Origin of the sequence: Blastococcus sp. TF02A-30, from assembly GCF_003319185.1 — a bacterium.
GTDB lineage: Bacteria > Actinomycetota > Actinomycetes > Mycobacteriales > Geodermatophilaceae > Blastococcus.
The window spans coordinates 518,944-532,965 of the sequence record NZ_QOHJ01000002.1 but is presented as its reverse complement, the minus strand read 5'-3'; the positions used below and the strand labels follow the sequence as shown (position 1 = coordinate 532,965).

The window sequence follows — 14,022 nt, the reverse complement described above, 5'->3', positions numbered from 1 at the left end:
TCGTCCAGCTCCGCGGCCGGACCGGGCTCCGGCTCGGCGTCGACGCGCAGCTCCCGCTACCGCCGCGAGCTCTCCGCCCGGGTGGCGTCGAGGAACTTCCGCCACGCCACCGTGGTCAGCCAGCTCCGCGGGTCCCGCGGCGGGTTCTCCGGCCACACCCGCAGGGCCTCGAGCAGCGCGTCCTGGACGGCGTCCTCGGCCGCCGCGAAGTCGGCTCCACGGCGGCCGAGGACCCCGATCACGGTGGGGACGACCGCCCGGAGCTGGCCCTCGTCCACCGGTGCGCTCACTCGGTGATGGTCGGCGGCGCGGTCAGGAAGGGCCGCACCTCGAGCCACTCGTGGATCGGCTTCCCGCCCGCGCCCGGGGCGGCGGACAGCTCGCCGGCCAGCTCGACCGCCCGCTCCTGGCTGTCGACGTCGATGATCATCCAGCCGGCGATCAGGTCCTTGGTCTCGGCGAACGGGCCGTCGGTGACCGGCGGCCGCCCCTCGCCGTCGGACCTGACCCACATGCCGTCGGGCGCGAGCGCCTGCCCGTCGACGAACTCGCCGGTGCCCTCAAGCTTGGCGGCGAAGTCCTGCATGTACTGGATGTGCGCGGTGACCTCGTCCGGCGTCCAGCGGTCCATCGGGACGTCGTTCACCGCCGCCGGTGCGCCGCGGTAGTGCTTGAGGAGCAGGTACTTGGCCATGGTGTTCTCCCTGGTCGGCTGCGGCCCATCGTGGCCGCGTGCACCCCGGGGACGGAGCCGCCGGCCGGTTCTCGACATCGCCCGCCGGGAATCCTCCCCCCGCTAGGCCCCCGAGTCGGCCAGGGCCACGGCGTCGTCGGCGCCGTCCAGCGCTTCGAGCAGCGCCTGGCTCTGCCGGAGGTTCACCGTCAGCATCCGCCGCGCCACCGCCAGCAGTTCCGCGGTCTGCGGGTCCCGCAACGAGCAGATGACGTTGCTGCGCACCCGCCTGCTGTCCACGATGCCCGCGCGGCGCAGCACGGTGACCTGCTGCGACAGGTGGGACAGCTCCAGGCCGGTCTCCTCGGCCAGCTCCCCCACCGTGCGCTCGCCTTCGGCGAGCAGCTCCAGCACCCGGATCCGAGCGGGGTGCGCCATCGCCTTGAAGAGGTCCGCCTTGGCCTCGGCCAGCGGGCGGCCGGGTGTGAACGGCATCCCGCGATGATACGGACGACCCTCCGTCTAGAGTCCTTGATGAAGTCGTCAAGTCGTCGAGCGACGTCCGTCCGAGTGAAGAGGTGCGATGTCCCGCTGGTGGCGTGACGGGGACGTCGACAGCGCCGACGCCCAGACGCTGGAGACGATGCCGATCGGGCTGATCGAGCTCGACACCGACTGGACGATCCGCTTCGTCAACGGGGCGGCCGAGCGCATGGTCGGGTTCGGCCAGGAGGACCTGGTCGGCCGCTCCTACTGGGACGCGTTCCCCGCGAACGTGGACAACGAGTTCGGCCGGGCCTACCGCGAGGCCGTCGCCACCCGGGAGCCGCGGACGGTGGAGGCCTTCTACCCCGAGCCGCTGAACCAGTGGTTCGAGGTGCAGGCGGTGCCCACCCCGCAGGGGCTGTGGCTCTACTTCACCGAGGTGACCGCCCGCCGGCAGGCGGTCGAGCGGCTGAGCCTGCTCGCCCGGGTCAGCGACGAGCTCGCCGGGACCCTGCACACACCGGCCGCCGTGGGACGCCTGCCGCGGCTGCTCGTCCCCGCGCTCGGCACCTGGGCGACGGTGTCGCTGCTCGCCGAGGACGGCAGCCTGCGCGACGCCGGAGGCTGGCACGCCGAGCCCGCGAAGACGCCGCTGGTGCGGCGCTACCTCGCCGCGGCGAGCGAGTCCTCCCCCGCGACGGCTCCCGTCCTGCGGGCCGTGACCACCGGGACCCCGGTCCACGTCTCCGGCGCCGAGCTGACCGGCCCGGCCCTGGGCACCGTGGCCACCGGAGCGGCCCAGGAGCTGCTCGCGCTGCTCGCGCCGGGCGCCATGACGGTGCTGCCGCTGCGCGGGCCGGACCGCGTCCTGGGCGCCCTGACCCTCGTGCACAACCGGCAGCGCACGGTCGACCCGGCCGACATCGCCACCGCCACCGACATCGCCGACCGGGTGGGGCTCGCCCTGGACAACGCCCGGCTGTACGAGCAGCAGCGGCAGCTTGCCCAGGAGCTGCAGCGCAGCATGCTCACCGCGCCGCCCGAGCCCGACCACGCCGAGATCGTCGTCCGCTACCTGCCCGCGGCCGAGGCCGCCCGGGTCGGGGGCGACTGGTACGACGCGTTCGTGCAGCCGGGCGGCGCCACCGTGCTGGTCATCGGCGACGTCGTCGGCCACGACACCGTCGCCGCGGCCTCGATGGGGCAGCTGCGCAGCATGCTGCGCGGCATCGCCGTCACTGGCGACACCGGCCCCGCGCAGCTGCTCGGTCAGCTCGACGCCGCCATCACGCAGCTGCAGCTGCCCACCTACGCCACCGCGGCGCTCGCCCGCTTCGAGCAGACCCCCGCCGAGCTGGACCGCGGCATCACCCGGATGCGGTGGGCCAACGCCGGCCACCCGCCGCCGCTGGTGATCCACCCCGACGGCACCATCGCCGAGCTGGCCAGCTGGCAGGGCGACCTCATGCTGGGGGTCGACCACACCGCCCGCCGCCGGGAGTCCGTGATCAGCCTGGACCGGGGCGCCACCGTCCTGCTCTACACCGACGGGCTCATCGAGCGCCGCGGCTCGTTCCTCGACGAGGGCATGGACCGGCTGCGTGCCGCCGCCGCCGAGCTGGCCGGCCGTCCCCTCGACGAGCTGTGCGACGAGCTCATCGACCGGCTGGTCCAGGGCACGCCCGAGGACGACGTGGCGCTGGTCGCGATCCGCCTCCACCGGCAGAACCGGCCGCGGCCGGCGGAGGCCGGTCCGTCGAGCGCCCCGCCCACCGTGCCGCCCGACCCGGCCGGCGGCTGACGCCCGACCGGGCGCGCCTCAGACCAGGCGGTTGGTCCAGAGCAGCGCCAGGACGGTGCCGATGAGCAGGACACCGACGCCGATCCGCACGAACCAGGGGCTGACGTCCTGGGGCTCGGTCGTGTAGCCGATCTGGCTGCCCAGGTCGGCGTACACCTGCTCGAGCTCCTCGGCGCTGGCCGCCTCGCTGTAGCTGCCGCCGGTCGCGTCGGCGACCTCCTCCAGCGAGGCGCGGTCGACCGGCACCGGCACGGTCTCGCCCTCGAGGTCGAGGGTGCCGTAGTCGGTGCCGAAGGCGATGGTCGAGACGGGGATCTCCGCCTCGCGGGCGGCGTCGATGGCCTGCGTCTCGTCGCGGCCCACGGTGTTGAACCCGTCCGACAGCAGCACGATGCGGGCCGGCGGCGCGTCCTCGCCGGTGGACTCCAGCGAGTTCTGGAAGTTCTCGATCGCGGTGAGCGAGGTGAACACCGCCTCGCCGATCGCCGTCGACTCGGCCAGGTCGAGGTTGTCGATCGCGCCGCGCACCTGCTCGCGGTCGGTCGTCGGCGGCACCAGCGTCGTCGCCGTCCCGGCGAAGGACACCAGGCCGAGGTTGATCCGCTCCGGCAGGACGTCGACGAACTCCTTGGCCGCGCGCTGCATCGCCTGGAAGCGGGTCGGCGAGATGTCCTGCGCCTGCATGGACAGCGAGACGTCCACCGCCATCACGACGGTGGCCCGCTCCCGGGGCACGCGCACCTCGGTGCTCGGCTGGGCCAGCGACACGACGAGCGTGCCGATGCCCAGGGCGACGATCCCGAAGGCCAGGTGCCGCTTCCAGCCGGGCCGCTTCGGGACCAGGGAACCCAGCAGCGAGACGTTGGTGAACCGGGCGGCGTAGGCCTTGCGGCGCAGCTGCAGGACGACGTAGAGCCCGACCAGCGCGGCGACCCCGACGAGCGCGAGCAGCCACCAGGGCGCCTGGAACGTCATCGCGACGCACCTCCACTGCCGGCGCGGCGGCGCTCGGCGACGAATCGGACGACGTCCATCAGCCAGTCCCGGTCGGTGCGCAGCTGCAGGTGCCCGGCGCCGGCGCGGCGCAGGGCGGCGGCGATCCGCGCCCGCTGCGCCGTGGCGCCCTCGGCGAACCGTGCGCGGAACTCCGCGTTGCCGGTCGGCACCTCCAGCGTCTGCCCGGTCTCCGGGTCGACGACGGTGAGCAGCCCGACGTCGGGCAGCTCCAGCTCCCGCGGGTCGACGACCTCGATGGCCAGCAGCTCGTGGCGGGTGCCCAGGCCGCGCAGCGGCCGCTCCCAGTCGTCGTCGCCGAGGAAGTCGGAGACGACCACGACCAGACCACGGCGGCGCGGCGGCCGGCTCAGGGCGTCCAGCGCGGCGGCAAGGTCACCCCGGCGCCCGCCCGCCGCGCGCGGGGTGGCCACGACCGAGCGCAGCAGCCGCTCGGCGGCCAGCCGCCCGGGCATGGCCGGGTAGCGGTCGACCCGCTCCCCCGTGGTGACGACGGCGCCGAGCCGGTTGCCGCCGTGCACGGTGAGGTGGCCGACGGCGGCGAGCCCGGCGATCGCCAGGTCGCGCTTCTGGCAGTTGGCGGTGCCGAAGTCCAGGCTGGCCGACAGGTCGACCACCGCCCAGGTCTCCAGCTCCCGGTCGGCGATCGTCTCGCGGACGTGCGGCACCTGGGTGCGCGCGGTCACCGGCCAGTCCATCCGCCGGACGTCGTCGCCCGGGTGGTAGGTCCGCGAGTCGCCGGCCTCCGACCCCGAGCCGGGGACCAGGCCGAGGTGGTCGCCCTGCAGCAGCCCGTCGAGCCGGCGGCGCACGGTCAGCTCCAGCCGGCGCAGCAGCACGTCGGCCGGGCCGTCGGTGAACCGCGGCGGCGCGCCGTCCGCGGTGCCCTCGCCGGCCGCGCCCGACCCCGGCGTGGCGGCGTGCAGCAGGAGACCGGGGTGGGCGGGTCCCGGCGACGCGGCCTCGTCCGCGGTGCCGCGACGGCGGCGGATCACGCCGGGGAGGTTCCCGGCCCGTGGCCGTTCGAACCGGGCCCGGCGTACGGGTTCGCGGGCTGCCCCGGAGCGGGCTGGCCGTTACCGGGCGCCGGCTGCTGGCCCTGCACCTGCTGGCCGGGGTGCTGCTGCGGAGCGCCCTGCGGCGGGCCGTACTGCGGCACGCTCGGGCCGCCCGGCGCGCCGGGGCCGAAGCCGCCGGCGTTCTGCCGCGGCGCCACCTGCGGGAGGGGCACCGTCTGCACGATCCGCTTGACGATGTGGTCGGCCGGCACGCCGTCGGCCAGCGCGTCGTAGGACAGCACCAGGCGGTGGCGCAGCACGTCGGCGGTGATGTCGAGGACGTCCTGCGGCAGCACGTAGTCGCGGCCGCGGACCAGCGCCAGCGCGCGGGCGGCGGCGATGAGCCCGAGCGAGGCGCGCGGGCTGGCGCCGTAGGACACCCACGTGGCGACGTCCTCCATGCCGTGCTCCCGCGGCGAGCGGGTGGCGACGACGAGGCGGACGACGTAGTCGACCAGCGCGTGGTGCACGAAGACGTGCGACGCGGTGTGCTGCAGCCGGCGCAGCTCGTCGGGGCCGAGCACGGTCGAGGCCACCGGGGGCTCGGAGCCCATCCGGTAGATGATCTCGCGCTCCTCGTCGGGGTTCGGGTAGTCGACGAGCACCTTCATGAGGAAGCGGTCGCGCTGCGCCTCGGGCAGCGGGTAGACGCCCTCGGACTCGATCGGGTTCTGCGTGGCCAGCACGAGGAACGGGTTGGGCAGCTGGTGCGTGACGCCGCCGATGGACACCTGCCGCTCGGCCATGACCTCCAGCAGCGCCGACTGCACCTTGGCCGGCGCGCGGTTGATCTCGTCGGTGAGCACGAAGTTGGCGAACACCGGGCCGAGCTCGGTGTCGAAGGCGTCCTGCCCGGCCTTGTAGATGCGCGTGCCGATGATGTCGGCCGGCACCAGGTCGGGGGTGAACTGCAGGCGGGCGAACGAGCCGCCGACCACGGTCGCGAGGGTCTCGACGGCGAGGGTCTTGGCGACGCCGGGCACGCCCTCGAGCAGCACGTGGCCGCGGGCCAGCAGCGCCACGAGCATCCGCTCGACGAGCCGGTCCTGGCCGACGATCACCCGCTTGATCTCGAACAGCACCCGTTCCAGCCGGGCGGCGTCGGCGGACGGCGGCACCGGGGCGCCGGCTCCCGTCGTCGAGCTCTGGGTCGGCGTGCTGGCAGCGCTGCTCACGGGGCTCCCACTGGTCGTGCCGGTCCGCGCTCCCGGGTGGGAGGGCGCGTCGACGGGACGGCTCGACCGTCCCCCGGGAGCCAGTGTCCTACACGTTGCTGGACGGCAGGTGGGAGCCGCCGAGAACTGGTTCCGCGCCGGTGCACGAACCCTGCCCCCGGACGCCGTCGGCTGCTAGCCTCGGCGATGCGTCGGGCAGCTCCCCCCGTGGCTGCCCGACGCCTCTACACGCCGGGAGCCGTCACGCGCTGGGACGCACGGCCCCCGTGTAGCCGCCCCACCACATCGGCGAGACCTTGACGACGTCGCCGCTCTGCGGCGCTTGGATGACCTGGTTGCCGCCCAGGTAGATGGCCACGTGGGTGATGGCGTCCGGGTTGCGCGGGTCGGTGCCCCAGAAGACCAGGTCACCGCGCTGGAGATCGTTGCTCGACACCTTCGGCAGCGACGCGTACTGCGCGCGGCTGTTCCGCGCGATGGAGATGCCGGCCTGCGCGTAGGCGTACTGGGTCAGCCCGCTGCAGTCGAAGCCGATGACCCCCTCGTCGGGGTCCTGGCCGGGCCCGGGGCCGCGGGTGCCGCCACCGCCCCAGGCGTAGGGCGCGCCGCGGTAGCGCATCGCGGCGGCGATGGCGGCCTCGACGGCGGACGACGAGCCGGCGCCCGCGTTCGACGGGTTCCCGGCGGGCGGGTTGGCGACCGCCGGCGGGGCGGTCGGCGCGGGCGTGGGGACCGGCGTGACGGCGGCGGCGCGCTCGGCAGCCTCCCGCTGACCGACCAGCGCGGTGAGCTGCTGCTGCGCAGCCGCGAGCTCGGTCTGCGCGGCGGCCTGCCGGGTGCTCAGCTCGGCGGCCTGGGCGCGGGCGGAGACCTCGGCGCTCTGCGCGACCGCCAGCTGCGCGGCGGCCTGCTGCTGCAGCTGCTCGGCCTCCGCGGACGCGGTGCGGGCCACAGCCTCGGCTGCGGTGGCCTGCTCCTGCAGCACGGTGACCTGCACGAGGACGTCGCTGCGGTGCGAGCCGGCGGCTTCGAGCAGGGCGGCCCGCTCGATGAGCTGGCCCGGATCGCCGGCGGTCAGGAGCGCGGTCGCGCCGGGGTAGGCGCTGCCCTCCATGAAGGTCCGGCGGGCGAAGGAGACGACGTCGTCGCGAGCGACGCCCAGGTCGGCGGTCGCCTGGGCGGCCGCGGCGGCGGCCTGCTCGGCGTGCCCCCGGGCCGCCTCGGCGGCGGCCTCGGTGGCCTGGAACTCGTCCAGCGCGAGCACGGCGGAAGCGTGCGCCGCGTCGACGTCCTGCTGCGCCGAGGCCAGCTGCTCGTTCAGCGCGCCGATCCGGGCGGCGACGGCGTCGGCCTGCGCGCGGGCCGAGGCGATCTGGCTGTCGCTGGGGCGGCGGGGCGCCGCGTCGGCGACGGCAGGGGTGAGCCCGACCAGGACGAGGGCGGCGAGCGCCGTCCCGGCGACCCGCAGCGCCGACGTGCGGGCCCGGGAGGGCCCCGCGGAGCTGCTCCGGATACCGCTGTCCACGATCGACCTCTTCCAGCGTCGTCATCCGGCATCCCGGACGGGGTGCCTTCCGTGCTGGTGATCGGTGCGCTGAGCAGCGACGTTGAGCGCGTCTCACCCCGAAGGGTGGGACGACACGGCCGGGTGAACGGGGCGGTTCTAGTTCACCTGGCGCTCCGAACCCTCCCAGAACGACTCGCGGAGCTTGAACTTCTGGATCTTGCCGGTCGCGGTGCGGGCCAGCTCCTCGCGGAACTCGATCCGCTTAGGGATCTTGTAGCCGGCGATCTTGCCGCGGCAGTGGGCGACGATCTCCTCCGCGGTGACCTGCTCGCCCTCGGCGACGACCACGACGGCGGTGACCATCTCGCCCCACTTGTCGTCGGGCACCCCGATGACCGCGACCTCGGCGACGGCGGGGTGGCCGAACACGACGTCCTCGACCTCGATCGAGGAGACGTTCTCGCCGCCGGTGATGATCACGTCCTTCTTGCGGTCGGAGATGGTGAGGTAGCCGCCGTCGTCGATCGTGCCGCCGTCGCCGGTGTGGAACCAGCCGCCCTCCAGGGCCTCGGCGGAGGCGTCCGGGTTCTCCCAGTAGCCGGCCAGCACGGTGTTGCCCTGCGCCAGCACCTCGCCGGAGTCGCTGACCCGCAGGCGGGTGCCGACGGCGGGGACGCCGGCGCGCGACAGCCGCTTGGCGCGCTCCTCGGGCTCCAGGTCGTCGTACTCCGCGCGCGGCCGGTTGATGGTGAGCAGCGGTGCGGTCTCGGTGAGGCCGTAGATCTGGTTGAACTCCCAGCCGAGCTCGGCCTCGACGCGGGCGATGGTCCGCGAGGGCGGCGGCGCTCCGGCGACCACGATGCGCACCCGGTCGCGCCCGGGGATCTCGCCGTCCCAGTCGGCGGCGGCCTCCAGGACGGCGTTCCACACCGCGGGCGCCCCGGCCATCATCGTGACCCCGTGCTGCTCGACCCGGCGCAGGATCTCCGCGCCGTCGACCTTGCGCAGCACGACCTGGCGGGCCCCCACGCCGGCCATCGTGTACGGCAGCCCCCAGCCGTTGCAGTGGAACATCGGCAGCGTGTGCAGGTAGACGTCGCGGTCGCTGACCTGCATGTGCATGCCGAAGGTGACGGCGTTGATCCAGATGTTGCGGTGGGTCATCTGCACGCCCTTGGGCCGCGCCGTCGTCCCGCTGGTGTAGTTGATCGTCGCGGTGGCGTCCTCGTCCGGGTCCGCCCAGGGGCGGGGCTCGGCGTCGAAGCTGAGCAGCTGCTCGTACTCCTCCCCCGTGCCGAACCGGTGCTCGGCCTCGATGCCCTTGAGGGTGGGCTCCAGCTCGGGGTCGACGAGCAGCACACGCGCGCCGCTGTGCCCGACGATGTAGGCGACCTCCTCCGGGGAGAGCCGGAAGTTGATCGGCACGGCCACCCGCCCGGACGACGGGACGGCGAGCAGCAGCTCCAGCAGGCGGGCGGAGTTGTGGCTGACGATCGCCACCCGCTCCCCCTCGCCGATGCCCAGCTCGTCGAGCCCGGCCTGCAGGGCCCGGCCGCGGCGGGCCACCTCCCGCCAGGAGACCTCGCCGAGCGAGGGCGCGGGCTGGGTGGGCTCGTCGACGATGCCGACGCGGTCGCCGTAGACGAGCTCGGCGCGGTCGAGGAAGTCGCGGGTGGTGAGAGGAACGCGCATGCCGGGCTCCCGGGTGCTGACGACGGTGTCGCCGGTCACGCTATCCGGCGGAGGGGCCCGGGGCAGCCCCCGTGCGCGGCGTCAGCCGGCGCGCACCAGCCGGGGCAGCGCGTCGCCGATCGGCTCGGAGACCAGCAGCGAGGCGTAGTCGTCGAAGGGCGTCGGCTCGGCGTTGACGATCACGGCCTTGGCGCCGGACAGGACGGCGGTCTCCACCAGCCCCGCCACCGGCCACACCTGCAGCGAGGTGCCGACGGCGAGCAGCACGTCGCAGTCGCGCGCCGCCGCCGCGGCCGCCGCGATCACCTGCTCGTCGAGCACCTGCCCGAAGCTGATCGTCGCCGACTTGAGGATGCCGCCACACCTCCGGCAGGCCGGGTCGGGCTCCCCGGCCGCCACCCGCTCCAGCGCCTCGGTCATCGACGTCCGGTCGCCGCAGCCCAGGCACTCGACCTCGTGCACCGTGCCGTGGACCTCGTGCACCAGGTCCGGCGAGGAGCCGGCCGCCTGGTGCAGCCCGTCGACGTTCTGCGTGACCAGCGCGCGCAGCCGCCCCTGCCGCTCCAGCTCGACCAGCGCCGCGTGCCCGCGGTTCGGCCGTGGCTGCAGGTCGCCCAGGTCGCGGCGCATCAGCCACGCACGGCGGCGGATCTCGGGGTCGGCGACGTAGTAGGACAGCGTCACGAGCTTCTCGGCGTCCGGGTCCCGGGTCCACACCCCCTGCGGGCCGCGGTAGTCGGGGATGCCGCTGTCGGTGGAGATGCCGGCGCCGGTGAGGACGGTGATCCGCCGCGCCTCGGTCAGCCAGCCGGGCAGCGGATCGGGGACGACGCCGGTCACCCGACCACCGTAGGACGTTTCACCGCAGGTGATGCAGGTCACGGGGTGAGGAAAGGGTCGCCTGACTCGGTCTTCCCCGCCGCGGGCTGGGATGATCGGGGGTGGTCAACGAAGCGGTATGAACCACGAGGGGTAGGCGCAGAGCAGTGGCAGCCAGCAAGGACAGCTTCGGAGCGCGGGCGACGCTCGACGTCGACGGCACCGAGTACGACATCTACCGGCTCGACGCGGTGGAGGGCTCCGAGAAGCTGCCCTTCAGCCTGAAGGTCCTCCTCGAGAACCTCCTGCGCACCGAGGACGGCGCGGACATCACCGCCGACCACATCCGGGCGATCGCCAACTGGGACCCGTCGGCCGAGCCCGACCGGGAGATCCAGTTCACCCCGGCCCGCGTGGTCATGCAGGACTTCACCGGCGTCCCCTGCATCGTCGACCTCGCCACCATGCGCGAGGCCATGGCCGAGCTCGGCGGCGACCCGCAGAAGATCAACCCGCTCGCCCCGGCCGAGCTGGTCATCGACCACTCGGTGATCGCCGACATCTTCGGCACCGAGGACTCGTTCCAGCGCAACGTCGAGATCGAGTACGAGCGCAACGGCGAGCGCTACCAGTTCCTCCGCTGGGGCCAGGGCGCCTTCAGCGACTTCAAGGTCGTCCCCCCGGGCACCGGCATCGTGCACCAGGTCAACATCGAGCACCTGGCCCGCGTGGTCTTCCCGCGGCAGGAGGGTGACCGCGTCGTCGCCTACCCGGACACCTGCGTGGGCACCGACTCGCACACCACGATGGTCAACGGCCTGGGCGTGCTGGGCTGGGGCGTCGGCGGCATCGAGGCCGAGGCCGCGATGCTCGGCCAGCCGGTCTCGATGCTCATCCCCCGCGTCGTGGGCTTCAAGCTCTTCGGCCAGCTGCCGGACGGCGCCACCGCGACCGACCTGGTGCTGACCATCACCGAGATGCTGCGCCAGCACGGCGTCGTCGGGAAGTTCGTCGAGTTCTACGGCGAGGGCGTGTCGGCGGTTCCGCTGGCCAACCGCGCCACGATCGGCAACATGAGCCCGGAGTTCGGCTCCACCGCGGCGATGTTCCCGATCGACGAGGAGACCATCACCTACCTGAAGCTCACCGGCCGCTCGGCCGAGCAGGTGGCCCTGGTCGAGGCCTACGCCAAGGAGCAGGGCCTCTGGCACGACCCGTCGCGCGAGCCCGCCTTCTCCGAGTACCTCGAGCTGGACCTGTCGACCGTCGTCCCGTCGATCGCCGGCCCGAAGCGCCCGCAGGACCGGGTCGCCATCACCGACGCGAAGGCCGCCTTCCGCGAGGCCCTGGCCGACTACGTGCAGGCCGACGAGACCGGTGGCGAGGACCGCAAGCCCGGCGTCCCGGCGCAGGAGAAGCCCTACGGGGTCACGTCCGCCATCGACGACGCCGTCGCCAACACCTTCCCCGCCTCCGACCCGATCGCCGAGCAGCACGGCAACGGCGAGGCCGGCAAGCCGCACCACTACGAGGACCAGGTCGCCTCGAACCGCCCCTCCAAGCCGACCAGGGTCGTCATGGAGGACGGCACCGAGACCGAGGTCGACCACGGCCACGTGGTGATCGCGGCGATCACCTCCTGCACGAACACCTCGAACCCGCAGGTGATGATCGGTGCCGCGCTGCTGGCGAAGAACGCCGTCGAGCGCGGGCTGGCCACCAAGCCGTGGGTGAAGACGACGCTGGCCCCCGGGTCCAAGGTCGTCATGGACTACTACGAGAAGGCCGAGCTCACCCCGTACCTGGAGAAGCTGGGCTTCTACCTGGTCGGCTACGGCTGCACCACCTGCATCGGCAACTCCGGCCCGCTGCCGGAGCCGGTGTCGAACGCGGTGAACGAGGCCGACCTCGCCGTCGTCTCGGTGCTGTCGGGCAACCGCAACTTCGAGGGCCGGATCAACCCCGACGTCAAGATGAACTACCTGGCGTCGCCGCCGCTGGTCATCGCCTACGCGCTGGCCGGCTCGATGGACGTCGACCTGAACAACGACCCGCTGGGTCAGGACCAGGACGGCAACGACGTCTTCCTCCGCGACATCTGGCCGTCGCCGCAGGAGGTCCAGCGGGTCATCGACCACGCGGTCTCGGCGGAGCAGTTCGGCCGCAGCTACGAGGACGTCTTCGCGGGCACCGAGCAGTGGCAGAACCTGCCCACCCCGACCGGCGACACCTTCGAGTGGGCCGAGGAGAGCACCTACGTGCGCCGTCCTCCCTACTTCGAGGGCATGCCGGCCGAGCCGGCCCCGGTGCAGGACATCACCGGCGCCCGCACCCTCGCGGTGCTCGGCGACTCGGTGACCACCGACCACATCTCGCCGGCCGGCTCGATCAAGGCCGACAGCCCCGCGGGCAAGTACCTGCGCGAGCACGGCGTGGACCGCCGCGACTTCAACTCCTACGGCTCGCGCCGCGGGAACCACGAGGTCATGATCCGCGGCACCTTCGCCAACATCCGGCTGCGCAACCAGCTGGTGCCGGGCACCGAGGGTGGCGTCACCAAGAACCACCTGACCGGTGAGACGACGACGATCTACGACGCCTCCCAGGCCTACCAGGAGGCCGGCATCCCGCTGGTCGTGCTGGCCGGCAAGGAGTACGGCTCCGGTTCGTCGCGCGACTGGGCCGCCAAGGGCACCGCGCTGCTGGGCGTCAAGGCCGTCATCGCCGAGAGCTACGAGCGCATCCACCGCTCGAACCTCATCGGCATGGGCGTCCTGCCGCTGCAGTTCCCCGAGGGCCAGAACCGCGAGTCGCTCGGCCTGACCGGCGACGAGGAGTTCACGATCACCGGGATCACGGCGCTGAACGAGGGCTCGGTCCCGCGCACGGTCAAGGTGAAGGCCGGCGACGTCGAGTTCGACGCCCGCGTCCGGATCGACACCCCCGGTGAGGCGAACTACTACCGCAACGGCGGGATCATGCAGTACGTCCTGCGCTCGCTGCGGGGTTCCGCCGCCTGATGGATCTGGGTCTGGGCGGTCGCGGCTACCTGCTCACCGGCGCGAGCCGGGGACTGGGATTCGCGACCGCCCGCGCCCTGGTCGACGACGGCGCGCGGGTGCTGCTCAGCTCCCGCTCCGCCGATTCCGTGGACGCCGCCGTCTCCTCCCTGGGGACGGCGGCGTCCGGCGTTCCGGCCGACCTCGCTTCCCCCGACGCCGCGGACGCGCTGGTGGCCGCCGCCCTGGAGCGGCTGCCGCGGCTCGACGGCGCGCTGGTCTCCGTCGGCGGGCCTGCTCCCGGCACCGTCCTGGACACCCCCGAGGACGCGTGGCGGGACGGGGTGGACAGCGTGCTGCTCGGCCCGCTGCGGCTGGTGAAGGCCCTGGTGCCGCACCTGTCCGAGGGCGCCTGCATCGGCTTCGTGCTGTCCACGTCCGTGCGGCAGCCGCTGGACGGGCTGGCGATCTCGAACGGCCTGCGCCCGGGCCTGGCGATGACGGCGAAGGGGCTGGCCGACGAGCTGGCCCCGCGCGGGATCCGCGTGGTCGGGCTGATGCCGGGGACCATCGCCACCGACCGGATCGCGGAGATCGAGGCTGCCTCGGGTGATCCGGCAGCCGCCCGCGCCCGCACCGAGGCGGCCATCCCGCTCGGCCGGGTCGGGGAGCCCGAGGAGTTCGGCCGGGTGGCCGCGTTCCTGCTCTCCCCCGCTGCCTCCTACGTGACCGGCACCGTGGTCGCCGTCGACGGCGGCCGGCTGCGCTCTCCATGACGGCACCCATCGCCCCACGCCA

General features: G+C 73.7%; 11 protein-coding genes and 1 pseudogene. 3 read left to right on the top strand and 9 right to left on the bottom strand.

Going from position 1 to position 14,022, the window contains the following annotated elements; genetic code table 11:
• Positions 1-56: 56 nt before the first annotated feature.
• From DQ241_RS21440 to DQ241_RS06860, 3 genes are all read right to left on the bottom strand, one after another.
• The gene (locus DQ241_RS21440) at positions 57-290 is read right to left on the bottom strand and encodes a sigma factor (protein WP_233492270.1); all 234 of its coding nucleotides are present in this window, start codon (positions 288-290) and stop codon (positions 57-59) included.
• Positions 287-694: a YciI family protein gene (locus DQ241_RS06865; protein WP_113829392.1), complete on the bottom strand. Its 408-nt coding sequence runs from the start codon at positions 692-694 to the stop codon at positions 287-289. The genes DQ241_RS21440 and DQ241_RS06865 overlap by 4 nt, the downstream gene beginning before the upstream one ends.
• Positions 695-796: 102 nt before the next feature.
• Positions 797-1,168 (bottom strand): helix-turn-helix transcriptional regulator, encoded by a 372-nt coding sequence (locus DQ241_RS06860; protein ID WP_113829391.1) that lies wholly within the window; start codon positions 1,166-1,168, stop codon positions 797-799.
• An 88-nt stretch (positions 1,169-1,256) separates the two neighbouring features.
• Here DQ241_RS06860 and DQ241_RS06855 point away from each other — a divergent pair, with 88 nt between their 5' ends.
• On the top strand, positions 1,257-2,960 hold the full coding sequence (locus DQ241_RS06855) for a SpoIIE family protein phosphatase (protein WP_113829390.1): 1,704 nt from the start codon (positions 1,257-1,259) through the stop codon (positions 2,958-2,960).
• 18 nt (positions 2,961-2,978) lie between these two features.
• Here the strand turns inward: DQ241_RS06855 and DQ241_RS06850 are convergent, their stop codons facing one another.
• The 6 genes and pseudogenes from DQ241_RS06850 to DQ241_RS06825 all read right to left on the bottom strand — a co-directional run bounded on the left by DQ241_RS06850 (position 2,979) and on the right by DQ241_RS06825 (position 10,246).
• Positions 2,979-3,935, bottom strand: a complete 957-nt coding sequence (locus DQ241_RS06850; protein ID WP_113829389.1) for a VWA domain-containing protein — start codon at positions 3,933-3,935, stop codon at positions 2,979-2,981.
• Complete coding sequence (locus DQ241_RS06845; RefSeq protein ID WP_233492269.1) at positions 3,932-4,969, bottom strand: DUF58 domain-containing protein; 1,038 nt, start codon at positions 4,967-4,969, stop codon at positions 3,932-3,934. Before DQ241_RS06845 ends, DQ241_RS06850 begins: the two co-directional genes overlap by 4 nt.
• A 233-nt stretch (positions 4,970-5,202) precedes the next feature.
• Positions 5,203-6,291 (bottom strand): annotated as a pseudogene (locus DQ241_RS06840) (AAA family ATPase); the annotation flags it as partial.
• Between the two features lie 157 nt (positions 6,292-6,448).
• A complete protein-coding gene (locus DQ241_RS06835; RefSeq protein WP_233492267.1) occupies positions 6,449-7,732 on the bottom strand; it encodes a C40 family peptidase in 1,284 nt (427 codons plus the stop codon).
• Between the two features lie 138 nt (positions 7,733-7,870).
• Entirely contained in the window at positions 7,871-9,406 is a 1,536-nt protein-coding gene (locus DQ241_RS06830; RefSeq protein ID WP_113829478.1) for a long-chain-fatty-acid--CoA ligase, read from the bottom strand.
• 81 nt (positions 9,407-9,487) lie between these two features.
• Positions 9,488-10,246: a Sir2 family NAD-dependent protein deacetylase gene (locus tag DQ241_RS06825; protein ID WP_113829387.1), complete on the bottom strand. Its 759-nt coding sequence runs from the start codon at positions 10,244-10,246 to the stop codon at positions 9,488-9,490.
• Between the two features lie 146 nt (positions 10,247-10,392).
• Here DQ241_RS06825 and DQ241_RS06820 point away from each other — a divergent pair, with 146 nt between their 5' ends.
• Together DQ241_RS06820 and DQ241_RS06815 are read left to right on the top strand one after the other, a co-directional pair.
• Complete coding sequence (locus tag DQ241_RS06820; protein ID WP_113829386.1) at positions 10,393-13,245, top strand: aconitate hydratase; 2,853 nt, start codon at positions 10,393-10,395, stop codon at positions 13,243-13,245.
• Positions 13,245-14,000, top strand: coding sequence for an SDR family oxidoreductase (locus DQ241_RS06815; RefSeq protein WP_113829385.1), 756 nt, complete (start codon positions 13,245-13,247; stop codon positions 13,998-14,000). The genes DQ241_RS06820 and DQ241_RS06815 overlap by 1 nt, the downstream gene beginning before the upstream one ends.
• Positions 14,001-14,022: the final 22 nt, after the last annotated feature.